The 25,174-nt window shown below is 60.9% G+C and carries 23 protein-coding genes and 1 other RNA gene; 4 read left to right on the top strand and 20 right to left on the bottom strand.

Annotated elements, in window-relative coordinates; genetic code table 11:
• Positions 1–264: 264 nt before the first annotated feature.
• The 18 genes from lpxC to rsmI form a co-directional block, all read right to left on the bottom strand.
• Entirely contained in the window at positions 265–1,176 is a 912-nt protein-coding gene (lpxC, locus tag ACI512_RS08745; RefSeq protein WP_003171886.1) for a UDP-3-O-acyl-N-acetylglucosamine deacetylase, read from the bottom strand.
• A 112-nt stretch (positions 1,177–1,288) separates the two neighbouring features.
• Positions 1,289–2,494 (bottom strand): cell division protein FtsZ, encoded by a 1,206-nt coding sequence (gene ftsZ / locus ACI512_RS08740; protein ID WP_012722300.1) that lies wholly within the window; start codon positions 2,492–2,494, stop codon positions 1,289–1,291.
• Positions 2,495–2,560: 66 nt separating this feature from the next.
• On the bottom strand, positions 2,561–3,823 hold the full coding sequence (gene ftsA / locus ACI512_RS08735) for a cell division protein FtsA (RefSeq protein WP_010213031.1): 1,263 nt from the start codon (positions 3,821–3,823) through the stop codon (positions 2,561–2,563).
• A 15-nt stretch (positions 3,824–3,838) separates the two neighbouring features.
• Positions 3,839–4,708 (bottom strand): cell division protein FtsQ/DivIB, encoded by an 870-nt coding sequence (locus tag ACI512_RS08730; RefSeq protein WP_046034338.1) that lies wholly within the window; start codon positions 4,706–4,708, stop codon positions 3,839–3,841.
• Between the two features lie 3 nt (positions 4,709–4,711).
• Positions 4,712–5,668 (bottom strand): D-alanine--D-alanine ligase, encoded by a 957-nt coding sequence (locus tag ACI512_RS08725; protein WP_122810004.1) that lies wholly within the window; start codon positions 5,666–5,668, stop codon positions 4,712–4,714.
• Complete coding sequence (gene murC / locus ACI512_RS08720) at positions 5,665–7,110, bottom strand: UDP-N-acetylmuramate--L-alanine ligase (protein WP_012722297.1); 1,446 nt, start codon at positions 7,108–7,110, stop codon at positions 5,665–5,667. The genes ACI512_RS08725 and murC overlap by 4 nt, the downstream gene beginning before the upstream one ends.
• Positions 7,103–8,173 (bottom strand): undecaprenyldiphospho-muramoylpentapeptide beta-N-acetylglucosaminyltransferase, encoded by a 1,071-nt coding sequence (murG, locus tag ACI512_RS08715; protein ID WP_405121737.1) that lies wholly within the window; start codon positions 8,171–8,173, stop codon positions 7,103–7,105. Before murG ends, murC begins: the two co-directional genes overlap by 8 nt.
• Complete coding sequence (gene ftsW, locus ACI512_RS08710) at positions 8,163–9,386, bottom strand: putative lipid II flippase FtsW (RefSeq protein ID WP_012722295.1); 1,224 nt, start codon at positions 9,384–9,386, stop codon at positions 8,163–8,165. The genes murG and ftsW overlap by 11 nt, the downstream gene beginning before the upstream one ends.
• A complete protein-coding gene (murD, locus tag ACI512_RS08705; RefSeq protein WP_236383170.1) occupies positions 9,383–10,729 on the bottom strand; it encodes a UDP-N-acetylmuramoyl-L-alanine--D-glutamate ligase in 1,347 nt (448 codons plus the stop codon). The genes ftsW and murD overlap by 4 nt, the downstream gene beginning before the upstream one ends.
• Positions 10,730–10,735: 6 nt before the next feature.
• Complete coding sequence (mraY, locus tag ACI512_RS08700) at positions 10,736–11,818, bottom strand: phospho-N-acetylmuramoyl-pentapeptide-transferase (protein ID WP_064054787.1); 1,083 nt, start codon at positions 11,816–11,818, stop codon at positions 10,736–10,738.
• The gene (gene murF, locus ACI512_RS08695; protein WP_236383161.1) at positions 11,818–13,188 is read right to left on the bottom strand and encodes a UDP-N-acetylmuramoyl-tripeptide--D-alanyl-D-alanine ligase; all 1,371 of its coding nucleotides are present in this window, start codon (positions 13,186–13,188) and stop codon (positions 11,818–11,820) included. The genes mraY and murF overlap by 1 nt, the downstream gene beginning before the upstream one ends.
• Positions 13,181–14,644, bottom strand: a complete 1,464-nt coding sequence (locus ACI512_RS08690) for a UDP-N-acetylmuramoyl-L-alanyl-D-glutamate--2,6-diaminopimelate ligase (protein ID WP_405121736.1) — start codon at positions 14,642–14,644, stop codon at positions 13,181–13,183. The genes murF and ACI512_RS08690 overlap by 8 nt, the downstream gene beginning before the upstream one ends.
• Positions 14,644–16,386, bottom strand: coding sequence for a penicillin-binding protein 2 (locus tag ACI512_RS08685; RefSeq protein ID WP_163825657.1), 1,743 nt, complete (start codon positions 16,384–16,386; stop codon positions 14,644–14,646). The genes ACI512_RS08690 and ACI512_RS08685 overlap by 1 nt, the downstream gene beginning before the upstream one ends.
• Complete coding sequence (gene ftsL, locus ACI512_RS08680; RefSeq protein WP_004371991.1) at positions 16,386–16,679, bottom strand: cell division protein FtsL; 294 nt, start codon at positions 16,677–16,679, stop codon at positions 16,386–16,388. Before ftsL ends, ACI512_RS08685 begins: the two co-directional genes overlap by 1 nt.
• A complete protein-coding gene (gene rsmH / locus ACI512_RS08675; protein WP_012722289.1) occupies positions 16,676–17,623 on the bottom strand; it encodes a 16S rRNA (cytosine(1402)-N(4))-methyltransferase RsmH in 948 nt (315 codons plus the stop codon). Before rsmH ends, ftsL begins: the two co-directional genes overlap by 4 nt.
• Positions 17,620–18,075: a division/cell wall cluster transcriptional repressor MraZ gene (gene mraZ, locus ACI512_RS08670; protein WP_003171868.1), complete on the bottom strand. Its 456-nt coding sequence runs from the start codon at positions 18,073–18,075 to the stop codon at positions 17,620–17,622. The genes rsmH and mraZ overlap by 4 nt, the downstream gene beginning before the upstream one ends.
• 354 nt (positions 18,076–18,429) lie before the next feature.
• Positions 18,430–18,783: RNase P RNA component class A (gene rnpB, locus ACI512_RS08665), an RNA gene on the bottom strand.
• 96 nt (positions 18,784–18,879) lie between these two features.
• On the bottom strand, positions 18,880–19,785 hold the full coding sequence (rsmI, locus tag ACI512_RS08660; RefSeq protein ID WP_162471070.1) for a 16S rRNA (cytidine(1402)-2'-O)-methyltransferase: 906 nt from the start codon (positions 19,783–19,785) through the stop codon (positions 18,880–18,882).
• A gap of 176 nt (positions 19,786–19,961) precedes the next feature.
• Between rsmI and ACI512_RS08655 the strand changes: the two genes are divergently transcribed.
• The 4 genes from ACI512_RS08655 (at position 19,962) to ACI512_RS08640 (ending at position 23,408) form a co-directional block, all read left to right on the top strand.
• On the top strand, positions 19,962–21,773 hold the full coding sequence (locus ACI512_RS08655; protein WP_064054784.1) for a penicillin-binding protein activator: 1,812 nt from the start codon (positions 19,962–19,964) through the stop codon (positions 21,771–21,773).
• Positions 21,773–22,144, top strand: a complete 372-nt coding sequence (locus tag ACI512_RS08650) for a YraN family protein (protein ID WP_043204808.1) — start codon at positions 21,773–21,775, stop codon at positions 22,142–22,144. Before ACI512_RS08655 ends, ACI512_RS08650 begins: the two co-directional genes overlap by 1 nt.
• Positions 22,145–22,236: 92 nt before the next feature.
• Entirely contained in the window at positions 22,237–22,830 is a 594-nt protein-coding gene (locus ACI512_RS08645; protein WP_007904374.1) for a phosphoheptose isomerase, read from the top strand.
• Positions 22,827–23,408 carry a BON domain-containing protein gene (locus ACI512_RS08640; RefSeq protein ID WP_012722284.1) on the top strand — a complete coding sequence of 194 codons (582 nt, stop codon included), beginning with the start codon at positions 22,827–22,829 and terminating at the stop codon, positions 23,406–23,408. Before ACI512_RS08645 ends, ACI512_RS08640 begins: the two co-directional genes overlap by 4 nt.
• A gap of 61 nt (positions 23,409–23,469) precedes the next feature.
• On the opposite strand, the gene ACI512_RS08635 is transcribed toward ACI512_RS08640, so the two are convergent.
• Entirely contained in the window at positions 23,470–24,243 is a 774-nt protein-coding gene (locus ACI512_RS08635) for an OmpA family protein (protein ID WP_236383429.1), read from the bottom strand.
• Positions 24,244–24,441: 198 nt separating this feature from the next.
• The gene (locus ACI512_RS08630) at positions 24,442–25,086 is read right to left on the bottom strand and encodes an MBL fold metallo-hydrolase (RefSeq protein WP_064054783.1); all 645 of its coding nucleotides are present in this window, start codon (positions 25,084–25,086) and stop codon (positions 24,442–24,444) included.
• Between the last annotated feature and the right edge of the window lie 88 nt (positions 25,087–25,174).

The following is a 25,174-nucleotide window of genomic DNA, read 5'->3' as shown; positions in this document are numbered from 1 at the left end:
CACAATTCAGAGCATCCATGCTTCACATCGAAAAACAGTACGACAGCACTACATTATTCAGACAGCTTGAATAAAGAAAACCCGCTAACTATTGCAAAAAAATTCAACACCTGGCGACCGGAACATAACCCCCTACCCGACCACAAATACATTTCCACCTCGACGCTCCATCGCCGCCCGGATAAATACAAGGCACTGAAATTCAAGCAAAAAAAAAGGCCACCCGAAGGTGGCCTTTCAAAACTAAAGAAAGAGAGTTGTTACTTACACCGCCGCAACGGGACGCATGTAAGAGATCGGTGCGGTGCTGGCATCTTCGAAGGTCACGACTTCCCAAGCGTCTGTCTGCTCAATCAACTTGCGCAGCAGCTGGTTGTTAAGGGCGTGGCCCGACTTGAAGCCTTTGAACTCGCCTATCAGGCTATTGCCCAGCAGGTAGAGGTCACCGATTGCATCGAGGATCTTGTGCTTCACGAACTCGTCTTCGTAGCGAAGGCCGTCTTCGTTCAGTACACCATCCGCGTCGACCACAATGGCGTTTTCAACGCTGCCGCCGAGTGCGAGATTGTGCTTGCGCAGGTACTCGATGTCACTCATGAAACCAAAGGTACGGGCGCGGCTGACTTCTTTTACGAACGAAGTGCTGGAAAAATCCACGCTTGCACTTTGAGTGCGGTCACGGAATACCGGGTGATCGAAATCGATCTCAAAGCTCACTTTAAAGCCTTCGAACGGGACGAAGGTGGCGCGCTTGTCGCCGTCCTCTACTGTCACTTCCCGCAGAATGCGAATGAACTTCTTGGCTGCGTCCTGTTCTTCCAGGCCGGCAGATTGAATCAAGAATACGAAGGGTCCAGCGCTGCCATCCATGATCGGGACTTCGGACGCGGAGAGCTCGACGTAGGCGTTATCGATGCCCAAACCGGCCATGGCCGAGAGCAAGTGCTCCACCGTGTCCACCTTGACGTCACCGTTGACCAATGTGGTCGACATCGTGGTTTCGCCAACGTTTTCCGCGCGAGCAGGTATCTGCACCACAGGGTCCAGGTCGGCACGCACAAACACGATGCCGGTGTCGACAGGTGCAGGCTTGAGGGTCAGGTATACCTTCTCCCCGGAGTGCAGACCTACACCTGTGGCACGAATAATATTCTTCAGAGTGCGTTGTTTAATCATGGCTTGGACCGCTTCAGCGCAAATTGCGAACTGGTATCAACAAAGGCTGGCGATAATAGCAGACCAGACCTTTGCTGAACACCAATCACCTTCATAGCCCTGATACATTCCATTAATCGGCCTGACGACGCAGGAATGCCGGGATGTCCAGGTAGTCCAGATCATCTTGCGGATTCGGGCTACGGGACGCCGCAGCACCGGCCTGAGCCTGGTTGCGCATCACGGTCGGACGATCCAGGTCACGGTAGTTCACCGACGGCAGTTCCTGGCGCGAAGGCGCTGGAGCGGCAGCCGATTGGCTGGCGTGGCTGGCTTGGCTGTTATGCAGGGTGTTGTCGATAACCTTCACAGGCTTCTCGATTTTGGCACCCAGGCCGGTCGCAACCACAGTCACGTGCAGCTCATCGCGCATGTCCGGATCGATCACGGTACCGACTTTGACCATCGCGTGCTCGGAAGCGAAGGCTTCGATGATGCTACCCACGTCGGAGTACTCACCCAGGGACAGGTCAGGGCCGGCGGTGATATTCACCAGGATGCCGCGTGCACCTTGCAGGTTCACGTCTTCCAGCAACGGGTTGCGGATAGCCGCTTCAGTGGCTTCACGTGCACGGTTCGGACCGCTGGCACAGCCAGTGCCCATCATCGCCATGCCCATTTCGCTCATCACGGTACGTACGTCGGCAAAGTCGACGTTGATCATGCCTGGGCGCTTGATGATGTCGGAGATACCGCGAACGGCACCGGCCAGTACATCGTCAGCCTTGGCGAACGCGGACAGCAGGCTTGCGTCCTTGCCCAGGATAGTCAGCAGCTTCTCGTTAGGAATGGTGATCAACGAGTCGACGCTTTCAGACAGCAGACGGATGCCTTCGTCGGCGATCTGCATGCGCTTGCGACCTTCGAACGGGAACGGACGAGTCACCACAGCGACCGTCAGGATGCCCATTTCCTTGGCCACTTCGGCAATGATCGGCGCCGCACCGGTACCGGTACCCCCGCCCATGCCCGTGGTGATGAACACCATGTTGGTGCCTTGCAGCACTTCGGCAATACGCTCACGGTCTTCCAGGGCGGCTTGACGGCCGACTTCCGGATTGGCGCCAGCGCCAAGGCCCTTGGTCACGGCTGTGCCCAATTGCAGGATGGTCCGCGCGCCGATGCTTTTCAGCGCCTGGGCATCAGTGTTGGCGCAGATGAATTCAACGCCTTCAATGTTGCTCTTGACCATATGGTTGACAGCGTTGCCGCCGCCACCACCAACACCAATCACTTTGATGACCGGGCTGGCGGGGATGTTGTCTACGAGTTCGAACATGTTCCCTCTCCTTTCGTTTTCTCTAGTTTTTTCGCCTACTGCTTACTGCGGTGTTGCGGTAAATCGTTAGAAATTGCCCTTGACCCAAGCCTGCAGCCGCTCGAACAACGGCGCTTTCGCCTCGTCGTCGCTGCGGTAGCTGTCACGGTTGCTCGGCCCCGACAGGGAAATGCCGTCGGTCTGCTTTTGCAGCCCGTACAACAGCAAGCCCACACCGGTGGAATAAATCGGGTTGCGCACGACGTCGCCCAGGCCTTTGACGCCATGGGGCACGCCCAGGCGAACCGGCATGTGGAAGATTTCCTCGGCCAGTTCGACCGCGCCTTCCATCTTCGAGGTGCCACCGGTCAGCACGATGCCGGCCGGGATCAAATCTTCGTAGCCGCTGCGGCGCAGTTCAGCCTGGATCAGGGTGAACAGCTCGTCGTAACGCGGCTCGACCACTTCAGCCAGAGCCTGGCGCGACAGTTCGCGCGGTGGACGGTCGCCCACGCTTGGCACCTTGATGGTCTCGCCGGCACCGGCCAGCTTGGCCAGGGCGCAGGCGTAGCGGATCTTGATTTCTTCGGCGTACTGGGTCGGCGTACGCAGCGCCATGGCGATGTCGTTGGTGACCTGGTCGCCGGCAATCGGGATCACGGCGGTGTGACGGATCGCACCCTCGGTGAAGATCGCGATGTCGGTGGTGCCGCCGCCGATGTCGACCAGGCAGACGCCCAGCTCTTTTTCGTCGTCGGTCAGCACCGAGTAAGCCGAAGCCAACTGCTCAAGAATGATGTCGTCGATTTCCAGGCCGCAGCGGCGCACGCATTTTTCAATGTTCTGTGCAGCATTGACGGCGCAGGTCACCACGTGAACCTTGGCTTCCAGACGTACGCCCGACATGCCCAAGGGCTCGCGAACGCCTTCCTGGTTATCGATCACGTAGTCCTGCGGCAGGGTGTGCAGCACGCGCTGGTCAGCCGGGATCGCCACGGCCTGGGCAGCGTCGAGGACGCGCTCAAGGTCGGCCGAGCTGACTTCGCGGTCGCGGATCGCCACGATGCCGTGGGAGTTCAGACTACGGATATGGTTGCCGGCCACGCCGACGAACGCCGAGTGAATCCGGCAACCCGCCATCAGCTGCGCTTCTTCGATGGCGCGCTGGATCGATTGCACGGTGGACTCGATGTTCACCACCACGCCCTTCTTCAGGCCCCGGGACGGATGCGTGCCAATACCGACGATTTCGATGACGCCGTCTTCCCCGACCTCGCCCACCAGCGCCACCACCTTGGAGGTGCCGATATCGAGACCGACGATCATTTTGCCGCTTTGCACGTTTGCCATGGGTCCTGCCTCTTCTTAATTCTTCGCGACAGCGGGTTGCGCTGCCGTGGGCGCAGCCGGTTCACGCCAGCCGACGGCAAGGCCGTTGGCGTAACGCAGGTCGACGCTCGCAATGTTCGTAATCTGTTCTTTCAAGGTCTTGTCATAGATGGCAATGAAGCGGCGCATCTTTTCCACCAAGCGGTCGCGTCCCAGCAACAACTGGATGCCCGGGCCGGAACTGCCTGCCCCGGTCGTCAAAAACCAGCTGCCCCGTTCACGCAGTTCCAGGCGTGCAATGGAGAAGCCCAGTGGCCGCAGCATCTGGCTCAAGGCCTGGTACTGCTGCATCACTTGCTGCTGCGCCCGCTGCGGCCCGAACAGCTGCGGCAGGTGCTCGTAATTGGCCAGCTCACGCGGGGTGAACGCCTGGCCCTGGTTGTTCAACAGCGCCTCGTCACCCCAACGGGCCACGGGCAGTTGTTCTTCCAGGCGGATCGTCACCTGGTCCGGCCACACGCGGCGGACTTCGGCGTGGGCGATCCACGGCATCTGTTCCAACTCGGCGCGCATACCCGCCAGGTCGATGGTAAAGAAGCTCGCCGCCAGGTACGGGCCGATGCGCTGCTGTACCGCTTGCTGACTGATGTAGCTCAGGTCGCCCTGTACGCTGATCTTGGTGATCGGCCGGTCGGCGTACGGCAATAGACGCTGTGCGCCCTCGTAAGTGCCGAAGCCCAACACCACCAGCAGCACCGGCCAGAACAGCGCCTTGAGGAAACCAAAATTGGCTTTCGGCAGGCGCGCCGACATCGGCTCTTTAGCCACCATTCGGCTGGCACCCCGTGGCACCGGCTTGCGGCTCGGTGCTTGTGGGGGCTGATGACGAAGCGATGCGCCTTTCATGTCTTAGCCTCTGGGCTCAATGCTTGCGGCCAGGATCGCCAGCACCAACTGCTGGAAGTCCAGACCGGCGGCACGGGCGGCCATAGGTACCAGGCTGTGATCGGTCATGCCCGGTGCAGTGTTGACTTCCAGGAACCAGAAATTCCCTTGGTCATCCTGCATCACGTCTGCCCGCGCCCAACCGGCGATACCCAGCGCCTCACAGGCTTTCGCCGTGAGGTCCATCAATTCCTGTTCCTTGGCTGCGTCGAGGCCGCACGGGATCCGGTACTGGGTATCGGAAGCCACGTACTTGGCGTCGTAGTCGTAAAAGGTGTGGGGCGTGCCCAATGCGATAGGCGGCAATACCTGGCCACGCAGGGTGGCGATGGTGTACTCGGGACCTTGGATCCACTGTTCCACCAACACTTGCGAATCGTAGGTACTTGCCGCTTTCCATGCGTCGATCAATTCGGCGGCCGAGTTCACTTTAGCCATGCCGATACTGGAGCCTTCATGGGCTGGTTTGACGATCAAAGGCAGGCCCAGTTCCTTGGCTGCAGAAATACAATCGTCTTCGCTGCACAGCACACTGTGACGCGGTGTTGGAATACCCAGGCTGTGCCACACCTGCTTGGTGCGCAGCTTGTCCATGGCCAGCGCCGAGGCGAGGATGCCGCTGCCGGTATAAGGAATGCCGGCGCACTCCAGCAGGCCTTGCATGCTGCCGTCTTCACCGCCACGGCCGTGCAGGATGATGAAGGCACGGTCGATCTTCTCGGCCTGCAGGCGAGCGAGGAAATCATCGCCCACATCGATGCCGAACGCGTTCACACCGGCGCTTTGCAGGGCTTCGAGCACGGCGTTGCCGGACTTGAGCGACACTTCGCGCTCGGCGCTCTTGCCGCCGAACAGCACCGCCACGCGGCCGAAGTCGGCAGGCGTGATGGTCGAGAACAGGGAGCCGTAGTCAGTGGTCATTTCGACTTCCCCTGGGCGGCTGCAAACAGCGGACTGGCGAGCAACTTAGGTGCTAGACCACCGATATCACCAGCGCCCTGGCACAGCAGGATGTCGCCGGCACGCAGCAGCGGCTTGACGATCGGCGCCAGGTCCACACCGCGCTCGATGTAGATCGGGTCCAACTGGCCACGCTGGCGGATGCTGTTGCACAGCTTGCGGCTGTCGGCGCCCGGGATCGGCTCTTCACCGGCCGGGTAGACTTCCATCAGCAGCAGCACGTTGGCATCGGCCAGTACATTGACGAAGTCGTCATACAGGTCGCGGGTACGGCTGTAGCGGTGCGGCTGGTACACCATCACCAGGCGGCGCTCCGGCCAGCCACCCCGCACAGCCTTGATCACGGCGGCGACTTCGGTCGGGTGGTGACCGTAATCGTCCACCAGCATCACATCGCCGCCTTCTACCGGCAGTTGGCCGTAGACCTGGAAGCGACGGCCAACACCGGCAAAGCGCGACAGGCCTTCGACGATGGCTTCATCGCTGACGCCTTCATCGGTGGCGATGCAAATGGTCGCCAGGGAATTCAACACGTTGTGGTTGCCCGGCATGTTCACTGAGACGTCCAGCGGCTCACGGTCGGGACGCAGCACGGTGAAGTAGGTTTGCATGCCTTCCTGGCGCACATTGATCGCGCGCACGTCGGCGTCTTCGCTGAAGCCGTAGGTCACGGTCGGGCGCTTGACCTGCGGCAGGATTTCACGCACCACCGGATCATCCAGGCACACCACGGCCAGACCGTAGAACGGCAGGTTGTGCAGGAACTCGACGAAGGTTTTCTTCAACTTGTTGAAGTCACCGTCGTAGGTCGCCATGTGGTCGGCGTCGATGTTGGTAACCACGGCCACCAGCGGTTGCAGGTGCAGGAAGCTGGCATCACTTTCGTCGGCTTCGGCGATCAGGTAACGGCTGGTGCCGAGCTGGGCATTGGTACCGGCTGCATTCAGGCGGCCACCGATGACAAACGTCGGGTCCAGGCCACCGGCGGCGAACACCGAGGCGATCAGGCTGGTGGTGGTGGTCTTGCCATGGGTACCGGCGACGGCAATGCCGTGGCGGTAGCGCATCAGCTCGGCCAGCATCTCGGCGCGTGGCACCACGGGAATGCGGCGCTCAAGGGCCGTCGCCACTTCCGGGTTGGAGGTGTTCACGGCGCTGGAAACCACCAGCACGTCAGCCTCAGCGGCGTTCTCGGCACGGTGGCCGATAAAAATCTGTGCGCCAAAGGATTTCAGGCGATCGGTGACCGGCGACTCTTTCAAGTCAGAGCCGGATACCTGATAACCCAGGTTCAGCAGCACTTCGGCAATGCCGCACATACCCACGCCGCCGATACCAACGAAGTGGATGCGACGGATGCGGCGCATCTCAGGTTGTGGCATGGCTTTCTGATTCTCAACCATGGGCCACCTCCAGGCAGATATCGACCACGGTGCGGGTTGCGTCAGGTTTGGCCAGGCGGCTTGCGGTGCTCGCCATGCTGTTGAGTCGTTCCGGTTGCATCAAAACCTCGGTCAGGCGTGCGGCCAAATCGGCGGCGCCAGTCGTTCTTTGCGGCAGCAGGAAGGCAGCGCCCTCCCCGGCCAAATATTCGGCGTTGCGGGTCTGATGATCGTCAATCGCATGGGGCAAAGGCACCAGCAAGGACGGCAGACCGGCGGCGGCCAGTTCACTGACGGTCAGCGCACCAGCGCGACAGACCACCAGGTCGGCCCAGCCATAGGCATGGGCCATGTCTTTGATGAAAGGCTGTACGTTTGCCTCCACACCGGCTTCGCGGTAACGCGCGGCGGTGACTTCATCGTGGTTCTTGCCGGCCTGGTGGAAGATCTCCGGGCGCAATTCCGCAGGGAGTTGCGCCACCGCTTCCGGCAGCAATTTGTTCAGCGGCTCGGCGCCCAGGCTTCCGCCCAGGATCAGCAGGTGCGCCTTGCGCCCGGCCAACGCCTGGCGGGCGATGTCCATGAACAGTTCGGTGCGCACCGGGTTGCCGGTGGTGCGGCGCTTGTCCGACGCACTGAACGTATTCGGGAACGCTTCACACACCCGTGCGGCCAAGGGCACCAGCAAACGGTTGGCGGTGCCGGCGACGGCGTTCTGTTCGTGCACGATCACCGGCACGCCGGCGAGCTTCGCCGCCACACCACCAGGACCGGTCACATAACCGCCAAACCCGAGCACACACACCGGCTGCACGTCGCGAATCACTTTGCGCGCCTGCCACACCGCCTTGAGCAACACGAACGGCGCCTTGAGCAGAGACAGTTTGCCCTTGCCGCGCAGGCCGGTGACGTTGATCAAGTGCAGCCGCAAGCCAGCATTGGGCACCAGTTCATTTTCGATGCCACGCGGTGTACCCAACCAGTGCACGGTGTAGCCACGGTTCTGGAATTCCCGCGCGCAGGCCAAAGCCGGGAACACGTGGCCCCCGGTGCCGCCAGCCATGATCAGCACGTTAGCGCCCATGGGTCGGCTCCTCGGCGAAGTCGCTTTCGCTGAACTCCATCTCTTCGCTGCCCAGGTGGGTACGACTCTCCCACTCGATGCGCAGCAACAAGCCAAGACAGGCGCAGCAGATCACCAACGAACTGCCGCCGTAGCTGAGGAACGGCAACGTCAGGCCCTTGGTCGGCAGCAGGCCGACGTTCACGCCGATATTGATCAGGAACTGGCCGATCCACAGGAACGACAAGCCGTACGCCACGTAAGCAGCGAAATACTGTTTGGCCTTCTCGGCCCACATGCCGATGTACATGCCGCGCACACACACGAACACGAACAACGCGACGGTGCACAGCGAACCCACCACGCCCAATTCTTCGGCCAACACCGAGAACACGAAGTCGGTGTGCGCCTCCGGCAGGTAGAACTGTTTTTGCACGCTGTTGCCCAGGCCGACGCCCAGCCACTCGCCACGACCGAAGGCGATCAACGCCTGGGTCAATTGATAACCGGAGCCGAACTGATCGGACCAGGGGTCGGTAAAGGTGATCAGACGCGCCATCCGGTAGGGTTGCGCTTGCACGAGCACCGTCACCGCCGCCACCGCCAGCACCACCATCAAGGTAAAGCGGAACAGACCCACGCCGCCGAGGAACAGCATCGCCGCCGCTGCCCCCATCATCACGACGGTGGCCCCGAAGTCGGGCTCCATCAGCAGCAGGCCAGCCATGGGCAACAGCACGATGAACGGCTTGAAAAAGCCCATCCAGCTTTCGCGCACTTCTTTCTGGCGACGTACCAAGTAACCGGCGAGGTAAATCACCACGAACACCTTGGCGATTTCCGACGGCTGCACGTTGAACGCGCCGAAGCCGATCCAACGCATCGAACCGTTCACCTCGCGGCCGATGCCGGGCAGGATCACCATGATCAGCAAGCCGAACGCCCCGATCAGCATCAGCCAGCCCAGGCGTTGCCAGGTAGCGATGGGAATCATCATGGTGACGATGCAGGCGCCGAGGCCGATCACCAGGTAAACCAAGTGCCGAATCATCATGTAGAGCGTGTTGCCCGACTGCACGGCAGCCACTTCGGAGGACGCCGAAGTGATCATCACCAACCCCAGGCCCAGCAACGCCAAGCAACCGGCGAGCATCGGGAAATCCAGGTCGATACCGCGCCCGGTAATGATCGGCGACGGGTACGGCTTGATGATGTTTCTGAAGTCGATACTCATGCCAAGACCTCCACGGCGCGGGCGAACAGCTGGCCGCGCTCTTCGTAGTTCTTGAACATGTCGAAGCTGGCGCACGCCGGCGACAGCAGCACCGCATCGCCCGGCTGGGCCAGCACTTTGCAGTGGGCGATGGCGTCGTCCAGCGACGTGGCGCGTACTTGCGGCACGGCATCGCCCAGGGCGGCGGCGATCAAGTCAGAATCGCGCCCGATCAGCACCACGGCACGGCAATGCGCGGCCACCGGGCCTTTAAGGTCCTTGAAGTCGGCGCCCTTGCCGTCGCCACCGGCGATCAGCACCAGCTTGCCTTCAATATCGGCGCCAAGGCCTTCGATGGCAGCCAGGGCCGCACCGACGTTGGTGGCCTTGGAATCGTTGTAATAGCTGACGCCGTCGAGGTCACGCACCCACTGGCAGCGATGCTCGAGGCCGCCGAAGGTGCGCAGGCTCGCGAGCATGGCGTCGAACGGCAAGCCCACGGCATGCCCGAGCGCCAAGGCCGCAAGGGCGTTGGACTGGTTATGCGCGCCACGGATTTTCAGCTCGCGCACCGGCATCAGGTTCTGGAATTCGAAGGCCAGGTACTTCTCGCCGTGCTCTTCGCGGATGCCGAAGGCTTTGAAATCGGGTTTGCTCAGGCCGAAGGTCCAGCACGGCAGGCCCTCGCCCATCAGCGGACGGCTCAGCGCATCCTGGCGGTTGACCACCACTTGCTTGGCGCCGCGGAAGATTCGGTGCTTGGCCAGGTGATACGCCGGCAGGCCGCTGTAGCGGTCCATGTGATCTTCGCTGACGTTCAAGACGGTGGCGACTTCGGCGCCAAGGTCGTGAGTCGTTTCCAGCTGGAAGCTCGACAGCTCCATCACGTACAACTCGATGTCGTCGCTGAGCAGGTCCAGCGCCGGCGTACCGAGGTTGCCGCCCACGGCGACACGCTTACCGGCCGCCACAGCCATCTCGCCGACCAGGGTGGTGACGGTGCTTTTTGCGTTGGAACCGCTGATCGCCACGATCGGCGCCTTCGCGTGACGCGCGAACAGGTCGATATCGCCGGACAGTTTCACGCCACGCGCCGCTGCGGCTTGCAGGGCCGGTGTCGCCAACGCCAGGCCGGGGCTCACGTAGAGCTCATCGGCGCGGCACAGAAACTCGACATCCAGCTCGCCACAACGCACTTCCACGTGCGGGTAGTCACGGCGCAGCGTGACCAGCTCCGGTGGATTTTCCCGCGTATCGGCCACAGCAAACGGCTTGCCCCGGTTCGCCAGGAAGCGAACCAGGGACATGCCGCTCTTGCCGAGGCCGACAACGATGCGGAAGTGGTCTGAAGCGATCAGGGACACTCGTTTCTACCTCAGTTTCAGGGTGGCAAGGCCGACCAGTACCAGAATCACGGTGATGATCCAGAAACGGACAATCACGCGTGGCTCAGGCCAGCCCTTGAGTTCAAAGTGGTGGTGAATCGGCGCCATGCGGAACACGCGGCGCCCGGTCAACTTGAAGGACGCCACCTGGATGACCACCGACAGGGTTTCCATCACGAACACACCGCCCATGATGAACAGCACGATTTCCTGGCGCACGATCACCGCAATGGTGCCGAGGGCCGCGCCCAGCGCCAGTGCCCCGACGTCGCCCATGAAGACTTGTGCGGGGTAGGTGTTGAACCACAGGAACCCCAGGCCGGCACCGATCAGCGCGCCGCAGAACACGATCAATTCACCCGCGCCCGGTACATAAGGGATCAGCAGGTATTCAGCGAATTTCACGTTACCCGACAGGTAGCAGAAGATGCCGAGCGCGCCGCCCACCATCACCGTCGGCATGATCGCCAGGCCGTCGAGGCCGTCGGTCAGGTTCACCGCGTTGCTGGAGCCGACGATCACGAAGTAGGTCAGCACCACGAAGCCGATGCCCAGTGGAATGCTGGCGTCCTTGAGCATCGGGATGATCAAGGTGGTTTCGACCGCACTTGGCGCTGTCGTGTAGAGGAAAATCGCGGCGCCGAGGCCAAACACCGACTGCCAGAAATACTTCCAGCGGCTAGGCAGCCCTTTGGAGTTTTTCTCGATCACTTTGCGGTAGTCATCCACCCAACCGATGGCACCGAACAGCAAGGTCACCAACAGCACCACCCATACGTAGCGGTTGTGCAGGTCAGCCCACAGCAAGGTGCTGATGCCGATGGACGACAGGATCAATGCGCCGCCCATGGTCGGGGTGCCGGATTTGGACAGGTGCGACTGCGGGCCGTCATTACGGACCGATTGACCAATTTGCAGGTTCTGCAGGGTGCGGATCATCCACGGCCCCAGGAACAGCGACAAACACAGCGCAGTCAGCACACCCAGAATCCCGCGCAGGGTCAGGTACTGAAAGACCGCGAAGCCTTTGTGGAACTGTTGCAGATACTCAGCCAGCAGCAGCAGCATTAATGTTTCTCCGTACTTGAGCCACACAAGGCCGCGACGACGTTTTCCATCACCGCGCTGCGCGATCCCTTGATCAAAATGGTTGTGTGCGTGTCGTGTTCAGCCGCCGTCAGCGCCTGGATCAGCTCGGCCTGGGTCGCGAAATGCCGCGCACCGGGCCCGAACGCGTTGACGGCATGCGCCATGTTCGGGCCGACGGCGTAGAGCGCATCGACTTTGCCGCTGGCGTAAGCGCCGACTTCGCGGTGGGACTGCTCGGCCCAGTCGCCCAGTTCGGCGATATCGCCCAGTACCAGCACCTTGCGAGTGTCGAAGCCTTTGAGCAGGTCGATAGCGGCGCAGACCGAGGACTGGTTCGCGTTGTAGGTGTCGTCGATCACGCGCATGCCGTTAGTTGCCAGTTGCGCGACGGTGCGGCCCTTGACCGGCTGCACTGCGCCCAGGCCAGTGGCGATACCAAACAACGACACGCCCAAGGCATAGGCCGCGGCGGCAGCGGCCAAGGCGTTGGCGACGTTGTGGTTACCCAGCAGGTTCAGCTGCACATGTTCGCTGCCTTGCGGGGAGTGCAAGGTAAAGGACGGGCAGCCACGGGCATCGACGGTGATAGCGGATGCGTGAAAATCGGCCGCAGCGTTGAGCACGGCAAACGTCAGGACCTTGCGACCGGCGGCGCGTACACGCCAGGTTTCGAAGGCCTTATCGTCCAGATTCAATACCGCTGTGCCCGAAGCGTCGAGGCCTTCGAGGATTTCACCCTTGGCTTCGACGATTTTTTCCGGGCCACCGAACTCACCGACATGGGCGGTACCGGCGTTGTTGATAATCGCGACGTGGGGCTTGGTCAGCGCCACGGTGTAGGCGATTTCGCCGATGCGCGAAGCCCCCAGTTCGATCACCGCCGCCGTGTGTTCCGGGGCCAGTTCGAGCAGGGTCAGGGGTGCGCCGAAATCATTGTTGAGGTTGCCACGGGTAGCGAGCACCGGGCCGCGCGTGCGCAGCACACCAGCGAGCAGTTCCTTGACCGTGGTCTTGCCGCTGGAGCCGGTGATGGCCGCAACGGGATTAGTGAATGCGGCACGGTTCAACGCCCCCAGCTGGCCGAGGGCCAGGCGCGTGTCGGCGACCAGCAGTTGCGGCAATGCAGAGTCCGCCACTTCACGCTGCACCAAGGCACCTACAGCCCCTTTGGCGGCGACGTCATTCAGGTAGTCGTGACCATCGAAGCGCGGGCCGGCGAGCGCGACAAACAGTTGCCCCGGCTTGATGTTGCGACTGTCGATACTGACGCCGTCGAAACTGCAATCGCTCGACAGCATTCGGGCCGACAGGGCCTGGGCCAGCTCGTTGAATGTCATCGCTTTAAGCATGGGCGACCTCCCAGGCTGTCAAGGCGTGATCGGCCTCGACCAGATCGGAGAAGGCATGGCGTTCGCCGTTGATTTCCTGATAGTCCTCGTGACCTTTACCGGCCAGTACCACCACATCGTCAGCGCTGGCGCTGGCGATCAATTGGGCGATGGCCGCACCGCGGCCGGCGACGAAAGCGGCCTTGGACACGTCGTTGAAGCCCGCGCGGATGTCGTCGAAAATCTGGCTCGGGTCTTCGCTGCGCGGGTTGTCGTCGGTGACGAGCACGCCATCGGCCAAGCGCTCGACGATCTCGGCCATCAACGGACGCTTGCCGCGATCGCGATCACCGCCACAACCGAACAGGCACAGCAATTTGCCCTTGGCGTGTGGGCGCAGGGCTTCCAGGACTTTTTCCAGGGCGTCGGGGGTGTGGGCGTAATCGACCACCACCAGCGGCTGCTTGCCGCCACCGAGGCGCTGCATGCGACCGGCCGGGCCCTCAAGCTTGGGCAGCACGCGCAGGATTTCATCCAGGGCGTAATCCAGGCCGAGCAGCGCACCGATGGCGGCGAGGACGTTGCTCAGGTTGAAGCGCCCGAGCAATGTGCTGCGCAGATGGTGTTCGCCCTGAGGCGTGACCAACGTGGCGCGCACGCCTTCGTCATTAAATTGGGCTTCGCGGCAGAACAGGTACGCGCTGGAATCTTCCAGGCTGTAGCTGATCAGGCGCGCTTCGCTGTCTTCGGCGGCCAGTTGGCGGCCGAATGCGTCATCCAGGTTGACCACCCGACACTTCAGGTCATTCCAGGCAAACAGCTTGGCCTTGGCGGCGGCGTAAGCCTCCATGGTGCCGTGGTAGTCCAGGTGATCGCGGGACAAGTTGGTTATCACCGCCACGTCAAAAGCCAGGGCGGTGACGCGGCCCTGATCCAGGCCGTGGGAAGAAACTTCCATGGCGACCGCCTTGGCACCGGCCTTTTTCAGGTCGGCCAGGGTCGCTTGCACGGCGATCGGGTTCGGCGTGGTGTGCAGGCCGCTTTGCAGCGCGCCATAAAAGCCGGTGCCCAAGGTGCCGACGATGCCGCAGTGCTGCCCCAACAGGTCAAGCGCTTGCGCGACAAGCTGGGTCACGCTGGTCTTGCCGTTGGTGCCGGTGACGCCCACCAGGTTGAGGTGACGGCTCGGGTCGCCATAGAAGCGACCGGCAATATCCGACAACTGTTTTGCCAACCCTTTGACCGGAATCAACGGCACATCGGTGATCGGCAGCACGGTGGCGCCTTCCACTTCATAAGCCACTGCCGCAGCACCGCGCTGCAACGCATCGGCGATATGCGCACGGCCATCGTACTTACCGCCCGGCACCGCGAGGAACAGGTCACCGGCGCGTACATTACGGCTGTCCAACGTCAACTCGCGAATCAACAGATCACGACCGGCGTGGGCAAAAATCTTGTTCAGGCTAAGAGACATCAGCCGCGCCCTCCATTGGCTTTTACAGCAGCGGCCGGTGGTCCGGCGTTCGCTTGTTGGGTCGGCGGCAGGTTGTCCGGCGTGATGTTCATCAGGCGCAGGGTGCCGGACATCACTTTGCTGAACACCGGCGCCGAGACCAGGCCACCGAAGTAACCGGCTTTGCTCGGTTCATCGATCACCACGACAATGGCGTAGCGTGGGTCGCTCATCGGGCCGAAACCGGCGAACAGCGAGCGGTAGGAGTTTTCGGCGTAGCCCTTGGTGCCCACCGATGTCTTACGCGCCGTACCCGACTTGCCGGCCACGTGGTACGCCGGCACCTGGGCACGGAACACACCACGAGGGGCTTCGATCACTTGTTGCAGCATGCCTTGCATGGTCTTGGCGACGTTTTCGGGAATCACCTGGGTGGCTTTCGGTGCCTCGTCGACGTGGATCAGGCTCAGTGGAACCATTCGGCCATTATTCGCCAATACAGAGAAAGCATGAGCCAATTGGATCGCCGTCACCGACAGGCCGTAACCATAGGAAAGCGTGGCGGTCTCGGCCTTTTTCCAGTCGCGGTAGTTCGGCAGGTTACCCACACGCTCGCCGGGGAAATCCAGGCCGGTGGGTTGGCCCAAACCGATCTTCTGTGCGAGGTGGTAGATGGTTTCGCCGCCAATATCGAAGGCGACCTTACTCATGCCCACGTTACTGGAGTTGATCAGGATACCTGTCAAATCCAGCACCGGACCTTCGGTGCGCGACACGTCGCGAATGGTGTATTTGCCTAACTGCAACGTACCCGGATACACCTCGACCTTGTCGCTGGGTTTCCAGCGCCCGGTTTCGAGGGCGGCACTCATGGAGATGGCTTTCATGGTCGAACCCGGCTCGAACACGTCGATCATGGCGCGGTTGCGCATCATCGCCGGTTGCAGGTTGCGACGGTTGTTAGGGTTGTAGGTCGGCTGGTTGACCATGGCGAGGATCTCGCCGGTCTTGACGTCCATGATCACCAGGCTCCCGGCCTTCGCGCCGTTCTCGATGATCGCGTTACGCAGCTCGCGGTTGGCCAGGTATTGCAGGCGCAGGTCAATCGACAACGCCAAGGGCTTACCGGCCTTGGCGTTTTTGGTGACTTGGACATCCTTGATCAGCCTACCGCGCCGATCCTTGATGACTTGTCGTTTGCCGGGAACCCCGGCCAGCCATTCATCGTAGGCCAGTTCCACACCTTCGCGGCCGTGGTCATCAATGTCGGTAAAGCCAACCATATGCGCGGTGGTTTCACCGGCCGGGTAGAAACGACGGAATTCCTCGATGCCGTAGACACCGGGGACTTTAAGGTCGAGCACTTGCTGGCCTTGCTCGGGCGTCAAGCCGCGCACCAGGTAGATGAATTCTTTGTTGGCCTGGGCCTCAAGGCGTTCAGCCAAGGCTTTCGGGTCCTGGCCCAGGGCGGCAGCGAGTTGCGGCCAGCGGTCTTTGGCGACCTGCAATTCTTTGGCGTTGGCCCACAGGGTAGTTACCGGTGTACTGACGGCCAGGGGCTCGCCATTACGGTCGGTGATCAGGCCGCGGTGCGCAGGAATCGGAATATGCCGCAGGCTGCGGGCGTCGCCCTGGCCGATCAGGAAGTCGCGGTCGACCACTTGCAGGTCGATGATCCGCCAGGCGATCGCACCCACCATCAATGCCAGCAAGCCGAGCATCAGGCGGAAACGCCATGGGTAGAGTGCGCCCTCGAGTTTCATCATGGCGCCACCATGCGAACGTCAGCAGCGCCCGGAATGTGCATTTTCAGCTGTTCGGTGGCCAGCACTTCGATGCGGCTATGGGCCGTCCAGGTGCTTTGCTCCAGGATCAACCGACCCCATTCCGCTTGCGCCTTGTCACGCACGCTCAATTCCCCGTACAGGGTATTGAGCAGTTGACGGTTGTAGTGGGCGCTGTAGGACACCGCAATCGCGGAAACCAGCACGCCGACAAACAACAGCAACATAAAGAAGCTGCCGCCCGGGAGGGGCTTGGCGAAAAGCTTGCTCACCGCAATTTCTCCGCAACACGCATGACAGCGCTACGGGAACGTGGGTTGGCCTTGAGTTCGGCTTCGGAAGCGAACTGCGCTTTGCCATGGATTTTGATTTTCGGCACAAAGGCTTCGAAACGCACCGGCAGGTTGCGCGGCAGGTTGTCGGATTCGCCCTTGACCAGGCGGCGCATGAACAATTTGACGATACGGTCTTCCAGGGAGTGGAAGCTGATCACCACCAGGCGCCCCCCCACTTCCAGCGCCTCGAGGGCAGCCTCGAGGCCAGCCTCCAGGTCGCCCAATTCGTTGTTGACGTGAATGCGCAGGCCCTGGAACGCACGGGTGGCCGGGTTCTTGCCCTTTTCCCAGGCTGGGTTGGCGACTTTCAGCACTTCGGCCAGGTCAGCGGTGCGTTCAAACGGCTGGATTTCGCGACGCTCGACCACGGCGCGAGCCATGCGACCGGCGAAGCGCTCTTCACCGTATTCCTTGAACACACGGGCGATTTCTTCCACTGGCGCGGTGGCGATGAACTGCGCAGCACTCACGCCACGGGTCGGGTCCATACGCATGTCGAGCGGACCATCGTTCATGAAACTGAAGCCGCGCTCAGGGTCATCGAGCTGTGGCGAAGACACGCCCAGATCGAGCAAAACCCCGGCCACCTTGCCTGCCATGCCGCGCTCGGCGACTTCGGCACCCAGCTCGGCAAAGCTGCGCTGCACAACGACAAAGCGGCCGTCTTCGGCCGCTAGCGCTTGCCCGGTGGCAATCGCTTGGGGGTCTTTGTCGAACCCGAGGAGCTTACCGTCGGACCCGAGCTGGCTGAGTATCAACCGGCTATGCCCGCCCCTGCCGAACGTGCCATCCAAATAGCAGCCATCCGCGCGTACGGCGAGAGCCTCAACGGCTTCGTCAAGCAGTACGGTGATGTGGTTAAAGCCGCTATCAATAGTCACAGGATCAAATCACGCAGTTCATCAGGCATGGCGCCCGGTTGTTGAATAGCAGCCAGGTCAGCTGCAGAAACAGCATCCCAGGCATCTTCGTCCCACAATTGGAACTTGTTCAGTTGGCCGACCAGCATTGCGCGCTTGTCGAGCTTGGCGTACTCGCGCAAACGCGGGGGCACCAGGAAACGACCGCTGCCATCGAGCTCGAGGTCGACGGCATTACCGATCAGCAAACGCTGCAGGCGGCGGTTTTCTTCACGCAATGAAGGCAGGGCGCGCAACTTGGTTTCAATCAACTCCCACTCATCGAGCGGGTAAACACATAAACAAGGGTCAACGGCATCAATGGTGATGATCAACTGTCCGGAACTTCGCGAAATGAGCTCGTCACGATACCGGCTCGGCATGGCGAGACGGCCTTTTGCATCGAGACTGATAGCGTTAGCTCCGCGAAACACAGATGCGTTTCTCCAAATTTTAGCGTTTTACGTTCAAAAAACCCACTTTGTGCCACTTTCCGCCACTTGCGCACACTATAGGAATGCGCCCACCACACCGTCAAGGCGCGGATTCAAGGAAAAGCCTTACAGAACGGAGATTTAGGAGCGCAAACGGAGGAGAAACCAGAGTTCGACGGTATTTTTGGCCCAACAAGCGCAGATAGCTCAAAGCGCTATAGGCCAAAGTTAAAGTAATTTATTAAGAGTAAGATTTTTTTGGTATTACGAAGATGCATCTGCCAATGATTTGGCAGGGAGGGATTCTTGCGTTACTACCGGGTTTCTGCCCGAGATTCGGACAGAAGGAAAAAGGTGGAGAGTCGATCTATAAGCCGGGTTCTGTCTTGAACAGTCATTCGTCTACGATGGCCATCACTGGACATCTTTAGCAACCTACCCGGTCCCAGCGCGGGCCACGCCTTGGGACCCTATTTGGTCTTGCTCCAAGTGGGGTTTACCTAGCCACGAACTGTTGCCAGTCGCGCGGTGCGCTCTTACCGCACCTTTTCACCCTTACCGGCACCGAAGCGCTTAGGCGGTTATTTTCTGTGGCACTTTCCGTAGGCTCACGCCTCCCAGGCATTACCTGGCACTTCGCCCTATGGAGCCCGGACTTTCCTCCCCCCCCTAATTTTCATAGAAGGCAGCGACTGTCCAATCGACTCTCCGCCGCGCAGGTTAACGGCACGGCGGAGTTAGGACAAGTATTAAAAGTACAGCAATGCCATCACCTTCGGACGAAATACCGGTTTAACCCCGGAACTATTCGGCTTTCTGTTTATCCAGCGCAACTTGATACAGCACATTCTTGCGTGCACCGGTAATTTCAGCGGCCAACGCCGCAGCACGCTTGAGGGGCATTTCCTTGAGCAGCAGGTCCAGCACACGCATCGCCTCGCTACTGACGGCGTCCTCGCTTTCCGGTGCCGTCCAACCCGCCACCAGCACCACACACTCGCCGCGCTGCTGATTGCTGTCGCCTTCGACAAACCCACGCAGCGCCTCCAAGGGCAGCCCCTTGAGGGTTTCGAACGTTTTGGTCAGCTCACGGGCCAGCAGCGCCAGGCGCTCGCCGCCAAAGACCAGCTCCATGTCCTGCAGGCATTCAAGGATGCGATGAGGCGCTTCGTAGAAAATCAAGGTGCGCGGCTCTTCCTTTAGCGCTTGAAGACGCGCACGCCGCCCTACCGCCTTGGCCGGCAAGAAACCTTCGAAGATAAAGCGGTCGGAAGGCAGGCCGGCCGCCGACAATGCAGCGATCAGCGCGCAGGCTCCCGGAACAGGCACTACATTGATACCAGCGGCCCGCGCCTGGCGCACCAGATGGTAGCCAGGGTCGGAGATCAGCGGGGTACCCGCGTCGGAGATCAGCGCCACGTCGTCGCCCGCCAGCAGGCGCACGATAAAACGGCTGCCTTCTTCGCGCTCATTGTGTTCATGGCAGGCCGCCAAGGGCGTGCTGATACCAAAATGCTGCATCAACCGCTGGGAGTGCCGTGTGTCTTCGGCCGCGATCAATTTAACCTCGCGCAACACTTTAAGCGCCCGGGCACTGATGTCGTCCAGGTTGCCAATGGGCGTCGCCACGACAAAAAGCGAGCCTGCAGTGGAATTCAAAGGACCTGGAGCAGTCAAAACGCACACCTCGATGGTTGGCAAAAGCCACATTGTAGCGCGTAGGCGCCTTGAAAATATGCCATCACGGCCGATGCCTTTTCAGCCTTCCGTCACCAATATCAACATTTGCACAACCTAAATCGACGGTTTCACGCCAGTAACATCGCGCCTGGGCCAGTGCTTGGGTACAATTCCACGCTAATTTGATCGGTATCAGGAACACTTACATGATCGCTTGCCTGCGGCTGCTCTCCGCCCTCTGCCTCGCTGCCTTATTGGCCGCGTGTGCCAGCTCGCCCTCGTCCAGCCTTGGCGACCTTCCACGGACCCCGGACGCCAGTATCGAGCAACTGCTCGAACAGGCCACTACCGCCAAGACGCCAGAACAGGCGGCTATGCTGCGCCTGAGCGCAGCCGACCTGGCCTACAAACAGAACAATCCTGGCCGCTCGTCGCAGATACTTGCGCAGGTGCCCCTGGATGTCCTCAAGCCAGCCGCGCAAGTATTTGCCAGCACCCTGGCCGCCGAACTGGCCATGACGCGCAACCAGCCCAAGGCCGCGCTGACCGCCTTGAACCACCCGAGCCTGCAAAACCTGAAGGACCTGCCGCCTGAACAGCAGATCCGCACCGGTACTGTGCATGCCCGCGCTTATGAAGCCGATGGCCAGACCCTGGCCGCCGCCCGCGAGCGCGTTGCCATGGCCCCGCTGCTCACAGGCGATGCCGCCAACAGCAACCACGAAGCCATCTGGGCATTGATCGCCGCCCTGCCGGCCGAACAACTGCAAGCCAGCGGCAACCCGGTGCTGGATGGCTGGATCACCCTGGCCCAGTCGGTCAAGGGCGCCGGTACGCTGGAGCAACAACAAGCCGCCATCGACACCTGGCGCGCGCAGAACCCGGGCCACCCGGCTGCCGTGCAACTGCCGACGCCGCTCACCAAGCTCAAGGAACTGGCCAGCCAGCCCCTGAACAAGATCGCCCTGCTGCTGCCGCAGGATGGCCCGCTGGCCTCCGTCGGCAAGGCGCTGCGTGAAGGTTTCATGGCTGCGCACTACCAGGCCGAACAGGCCGGGCAGAAGCCGCCGGTGATCGAGTTCTATGACAGCTCGCGCCTGACCTCCATCGATGAGTTCTACGCCAAAGCCCAGGCCGCCGGCGTGCAGTTGGTGGTCGGCCCGCTGGAGAAGCCGCTGGTCAAACAACTCAGCGCACGCCCGCAATTGCCAATCACCACCTTGGCACTGAACTACAGCGAGACGGATCGCAGCCCTGCGCAGTTGTTCCAGTTCGGCCTGGCCGCGGAAGACGAAGCCCGCGAAGTCTCGCGCCGTGCACGGGCCGACGGCCTGCATCGTGCTGCGGCCATGGTGCCGCGTGGCGAATGGGGTGAGCGTGTCTACAAGGCCTTCCGTCAGGATTGGGAAGCCAACGGCGGCACGGTCATGGGGGTTGAGTACGTTGATCAGCCAGTGGCACTGGCCCAGCAGATCGCCGACCTGTTCCAACTGCGCAAAAGCGAAGGCCGTGCCAAGAGCCTGCAAAGCACCGTCGGCACCGACGTAGCCGCGCAGCCGTCGCGTCGCCAGGACATCGAGTTCATCTTCCTGGCCGTGACCCCGCAATTGGCCCAGCAGATCAAGCCGACCCTGAACTTCCAATACGCCGGCGATGTGCCGGTGTACGCCACCTCCCACGTATTCAGTGCCAGCGGCGACAAGAACCAGTACCTGGACATGACCAACGTGATGTTCTGCGAAACCCCTTGGCTGCTCAACACCACCGACCCGCTGCGCAACCAGGTTGCCGCACAATGGCCGCAGGCCAACGGCAGCCTTGGCCGTCTGTACGCGATGGGCGTCGACGCCTACCGCCTGGCGCCACGCCTGGGGCAACTCAAGGCGTTGCCGGATACCCGCGTTGACGGCCTGTCGGGCAACCTGGGCATCAGCGCCAACCAACGCGTTGATCGCCAGATGCCTTGGGCGAAATTCGTCGGCGGCGAGATCCAGCGCCTGCCGGACACCCCTCGCTGATGCCTGAGAGGTCCAGCGCACAAAGCGGCAAGGATGCCGAACTTCAAGCGCTGAAATACCTGCAACACCAGGGTCTGCGCCTACTGGCGCAGAACTGGTTATGTAAACGTGGCGAGCTTGATCTGGTCATGCTTGACGGCGATACAGTAGTATTCGTCGAAGTCCGCTACAGAAAACACGCACAATGGGGTGGCGCGCTCGCCAGTATTGACGGGCGCAAGCGTCAGAAGCTGATACTCGCCGCGCAGTTCTTCCTGCAAAAAGAGCATCGCTGGGCCGACGCCCCCTGCCGTTTCGATGTGGTTGCCCTAGAAAGCACACCGTCTGGTCAGGCTGATCTGAACTGGCTCAAAGATGCCTTCGACAGCTGATTCACCGGACATCTTCACCCAACACTTTTGCTCTTTGCTTTGCGGGCTGCACATTCCTGTGCCAAACAGCCGCGCTACTTAAGGTCACACAGATGGACATGCAATCCCGAATTCGCCAGCTTTTCCAGGCCAGCATCGACACCAAGCAACAGGCGATGGACGTACTTGCACCGCACATCGAGCAAGCCAGTCAGGTCATGGTCAATGCGCTGCTCAACGAGGGCAAAATGCTTTCGTGCGGCAACGGCGGTTCGGCCGGCGATGCCCAGCATTTCTCGTCCGAGCTGCTCAACCGCTTCGAGCGTGAGCGTCCGAGCCTGCCGGCCATCGCCTTGACCACCGACTCGTCGACGATCACCTCGATCGCCAACGATTACAGCTACAACGAAATCTTCTCCAAGCAGATCCGCGCCCTGGGCCAACCAGGTGACGTGCTGCTGGCGATTTCCACCAGCGGCAACTCGGCGAATATTATTCAAGCGATCCAGGCCGCACATGATCGCGAAATGATTGTCGTAGCATTGACCGGACGCGATGGTGGAGGCATGGCCTCGCTGCTGTTGCCCGAAGACGTGGAGATTCGCGTTCCGGCCAATGTCACCGCACGTATCCAGGAAGTCCACCTGCTGGCGATCCATTGCCTGTGCGATCTGATCGACAGCCAACTGTTTGGGAGTGAAGAATGACCGTTAACCGCCTCAGCCTTTTGGCCATCACCCTGTGCCTCGCTATCAGCGGCTGCAGCACGGCCATCACTGCAACACGTGACACCCCTATTCAGGATGACAAGGGCACCCGTACCTTCGGCAGCAAGATCGATGACTCGCTGATCGAAACCAAGGTCGAAGTCAACGTCGCCAAAGCCGCTCCAGACCTGGGCAACGGTGCTTCACGCATCGTCGTCACCAGCTTCAACGGCGTGGTACTGCTGGCCGGCCAGACACCGCGTGCCGACCTCAAGGCCCAGGCCGAACAAGCCGCCGCGGCCGTGCAGCGGGTCAAGAAGGTTCATAACGAACTGCAGGTGATGGACCCGATCACCCTGCTGGCCATCAGCAACGATGCCCTGCTGACCACCAAGATCAAGGCGCAGATGCTCACCGATAACGCGATTCCCGGCTCGCGCATCAAGGTCGTGACCGACAACGGCATCGTTTACCTGATGGGCCTGCTGACCCAGGCTGAAGCCACTCGCGCCGCCAACCTGGTGCAGGGCGTGTCGGGCGTACAGAAAATCGTCAAGGTCTTCGAGTACATCGATTGATGTAACGGACAGCCACAAAAAAGGGCGCCTTACACAGGCGCCCTTTTTTATTAACGAATGTTTACTGGTACTGCGAGTACGGGTTGCCCTGGAACTGGTTGTTCTGCTGTGGCGCCTGTTGCTGGGCACCTGGCTGGCCGTACTGCTGGCCTGGGATCGGGCCGAGGTTCACTTCCACGCGACGGTTCTGGGCACGGCCGTTGACGTCAGCATTGCTGGCAATCGGGTTATCCGGGCCAGCACCGCGAGCGCTCAAGTTCGCACCGTTGACGCCTTGGGAGGTCAGGTAGTTGGCCACGCTCTGCGCACGGCGCTGGGACAGGTCCATGTTCAGTTGGCGGCTACCGGTGCTGTCGGTGTAGCCCACGATCTGGATGGTGTTCTGGCTGAACTGCTTGAGGGAGTTGGCCAGGTTATTCAGCGGCTGGTAGAAGCTGCTGGAGATCGCGTCGGAGTTGGTGGCGAAGGTGATGTTGCCGGGCATGATCAGCTTGATTTGGTCGCCCTGGCGCTGAACTTCAACACCGGTGTTGGCCATGCTTTCACGCAGTTTCTTTTCTTGCTGGTCGGCATAGTAGCCATAGCCTGCGGCACCGGCACCTGCAACGACCGCGCCGATCAGCGCGCCTTTGCCACGGTTATTATGGTCGATGGCGGCACCGGCCAATGCACCGGCCAGGGCACCCAGGCCACCGTACTTGGCAGTCTTGCTCATACCGCCGGATTCATTACTCGCCTGTCCCTGGCTGCTGCCGTCATAAGGGTTAGGTGATGCGCAGCCAGACAACAGGGCTACGACCGTAGCAACAACAAGCAGACGACGCGAAGTGAACATGAAGGGAGCTCCTACTTTTGCATTCTGAGGTGCAGAGGACATTGGCAATGGACCTGTGCCGAGTTTTGAACGCGACAAACGGTAAAAATTCCGTGCCTACAGAAACCGTAGCAGACCCACGCTGAACACGACCTGAGTTTTTGCTACAACGCTTGCCAAGCCTGGCCAGAGAACAGCGCCGCCCCCGCAATTATTCCTTCACGCCCGCACAAAAGGGTTTTCACGCATTTCATCACCCAAGCGAGTATCCGGCCCATGGCCAGTCACCACCGTCGCCCCTTCATCCAGCGTGTACAACCGTTGTTTGATCGAACGCACAATGGTCGCCTGGTCCCCGCCCCATAGATCCGTGCGCCCGATACCGCGCCGAAACAGTGTGTCGCCCGCAATCAGCAGCTTGGCGTCGGCAAACCAGAAACTCATCGAACCCGGCGTGTGCCCCGGCGTGTGCAACGCCACGCCGCAACCGCAGGCCAATTCCTCATCATCTTCCAGCCAGCGATCAGGCGAAGGCACCGGGGTGTAGGGAACGCGAAACATCTGGCATTGCATTTCCAGATTGTCCCAGAGGAATTGATCTTCCTTGTGCAAGTGCAATGTAGCGCCGGTCTTCTCTTTCAACTGTCCGGACGCCAGGAAGTGATCCAGGTGGGCATGGGTGTGGATGATGCTGACCACCTTGAGGCCCAAGGCATCGAGCCGCGCCAGGATCAGCTCATGGTTGCCGCCCGGGTCGACTACGATGGCTTTTTTGCTGATCGGGTCGCCGATGATGGTGCAATTGCACTGCAGGGGGCCGACGGGGAAGGTTTCGCGGATAAGAGTCGGCTTGGCGGATTCCATGGAAGGGCTCTCGTGCAAATGAAATGACGTTTTCAGGCGAGTATCGCCAGAATAATTGCACTATTAAAACAGACTGAGCCCGCTTCGC

The organism is Pseudomonas petroselini, from assembly GCF_045037875.1.
In the GTDB taxonomy this organism is placed as follows: domain Bacteria; phylum Pseudomonadota; class Gammaproteobacteria; order Pseudomonadales; family Pseudomonadaceae; genus Aquipseudomonas; species Aquipseudomonas petroselini.
This window is presented reverse-complemented; position numbering and strand designations above follow the sequence as displayed.

Coding starts and splice junctions, on each gene's coding strand:
- lpxC (WP_003171886.1), bottom strand. CDS start 1,176: ATGATTAAACAACGCACTCTGAAGAATATTATTCGTGCCACAGGTGTA.
- ftsZ (WP_012722300.1), bottom strand. CDS start 2,494: ATGTTCGAACTCGTAGACAACATCCCCGCCAGCCCGGTCATCAAAGTG.
- ftsA (WP_010213031.1), bottom strand. CDS start 3,823: ATGGCAAACGTGCAAAGCGGCAAAATGATCGTCGGTCTCGATATCGGC.
- ACI512_RS08730 (WP_046034338.1), bottom strand. CDS start 4,708: ATGAAAGGCGCATCGCTTCGTCATCAGCCCCCACAAGCACCGAGCCGC.
- ACI512_RS08725 (WP_122810004.1), bottom strand. CDS start 5,668: ATGACCACTGACTACGGCTCCCTGTTCTCGACCATCACGCCTGCCGAC.
- murC (WP_012722297.1), bottom strand. CDS start 7,110: ATGGTTGAGAATCAGAAAGCCATGCCACAACCTGAGATGCGCCGCATC.
- murG (WP_405121737.1), bottom strand. CDS start 8,173: ATGGGCGCTAACGTGCTGATCATGGCTGGCGGCACCGGGGGCCACGTG.
- ftsW (WP_012722295.1), bottom strand. CDS start 9,386: ATGAGTATCGACTTCAGAAACATCATCAAGCCGTACCCGTCGCCGATC.
- mraY (WP_064054787.1), bottom strand. CDS start 11,818: ATGCTGCTGCTGCTGGCTGAGTATCTGCAACAGTTCCACAAAGGCTTC.
- murF (WP_236383161.1), bottom strand. CDS start 13,188: ATGCTTAAAGCGATGACATTCAACGAGCTGGCCCAGGCCCTGTCGGCC.
- ACI512_RS08690 (WP_405121736.1), bottom strand. CDS start 14,644: ATGTCTCTTAGCCTGAACAAGATTTTTGCCCACGCCGGTCGTGATCTG.
- ACI512_RS08685 (WP_163825657.1), bottom strand. CDS start 16,386: ATGAAACTCGAGGGCGCACTCTACCCATGGCGTTTCCGCCTGATGCTC.
- rsmI (WP_162471070.1), bottom strand. CDS start 19,785: ATGTGGCTTTTGCCAACCATCGAGGTGTGCGTTTTGACTGCTCCAGGT.
- ACI512_RS08655 (WP_064054784.1), top strand. CDS start 19,962: ATGATCGCTTGCCTGCGGCTGCTCTCCGCCCTCTGCCTCGCTGCCTTA.
- ACI512_RS08650 (WP_043204808.1), top strand. CDS start 21,773: ATGCCTGAGAGGTCCAGCGCACAAAGCGGCAAGGATGCCGAACTTCAA.
- ACI512_RS08645 (WP_007904374.1), top strand. CDS start 22,237: ATGGACATGCAATCCCGAATTCGCCAGCTTTTCCAGGCCAGCATCGAC.
- ACI512_RS08640 (WP_012722284.1), top strand. CDS start 22,827: ATGACCGTTAACCGCCTCAGCCTTTTGGCCATCACCCTGTGCCTCGCT.
- ACI512_RS08635 (WP_236383429.1), bottom strand. CDS start 24,243: ATGTTCACTTCGCGTCGTCTGCTTGTTGTTGCTACGGTCGTAGCCCTG.
- ACI512_RS08630 (WP_064054783.1), bottom strand. CDS start 25,086: ATGGAATCCGCCAAGCCGACTCTTATCCGCGAAACCTTCCCCGTCGGC.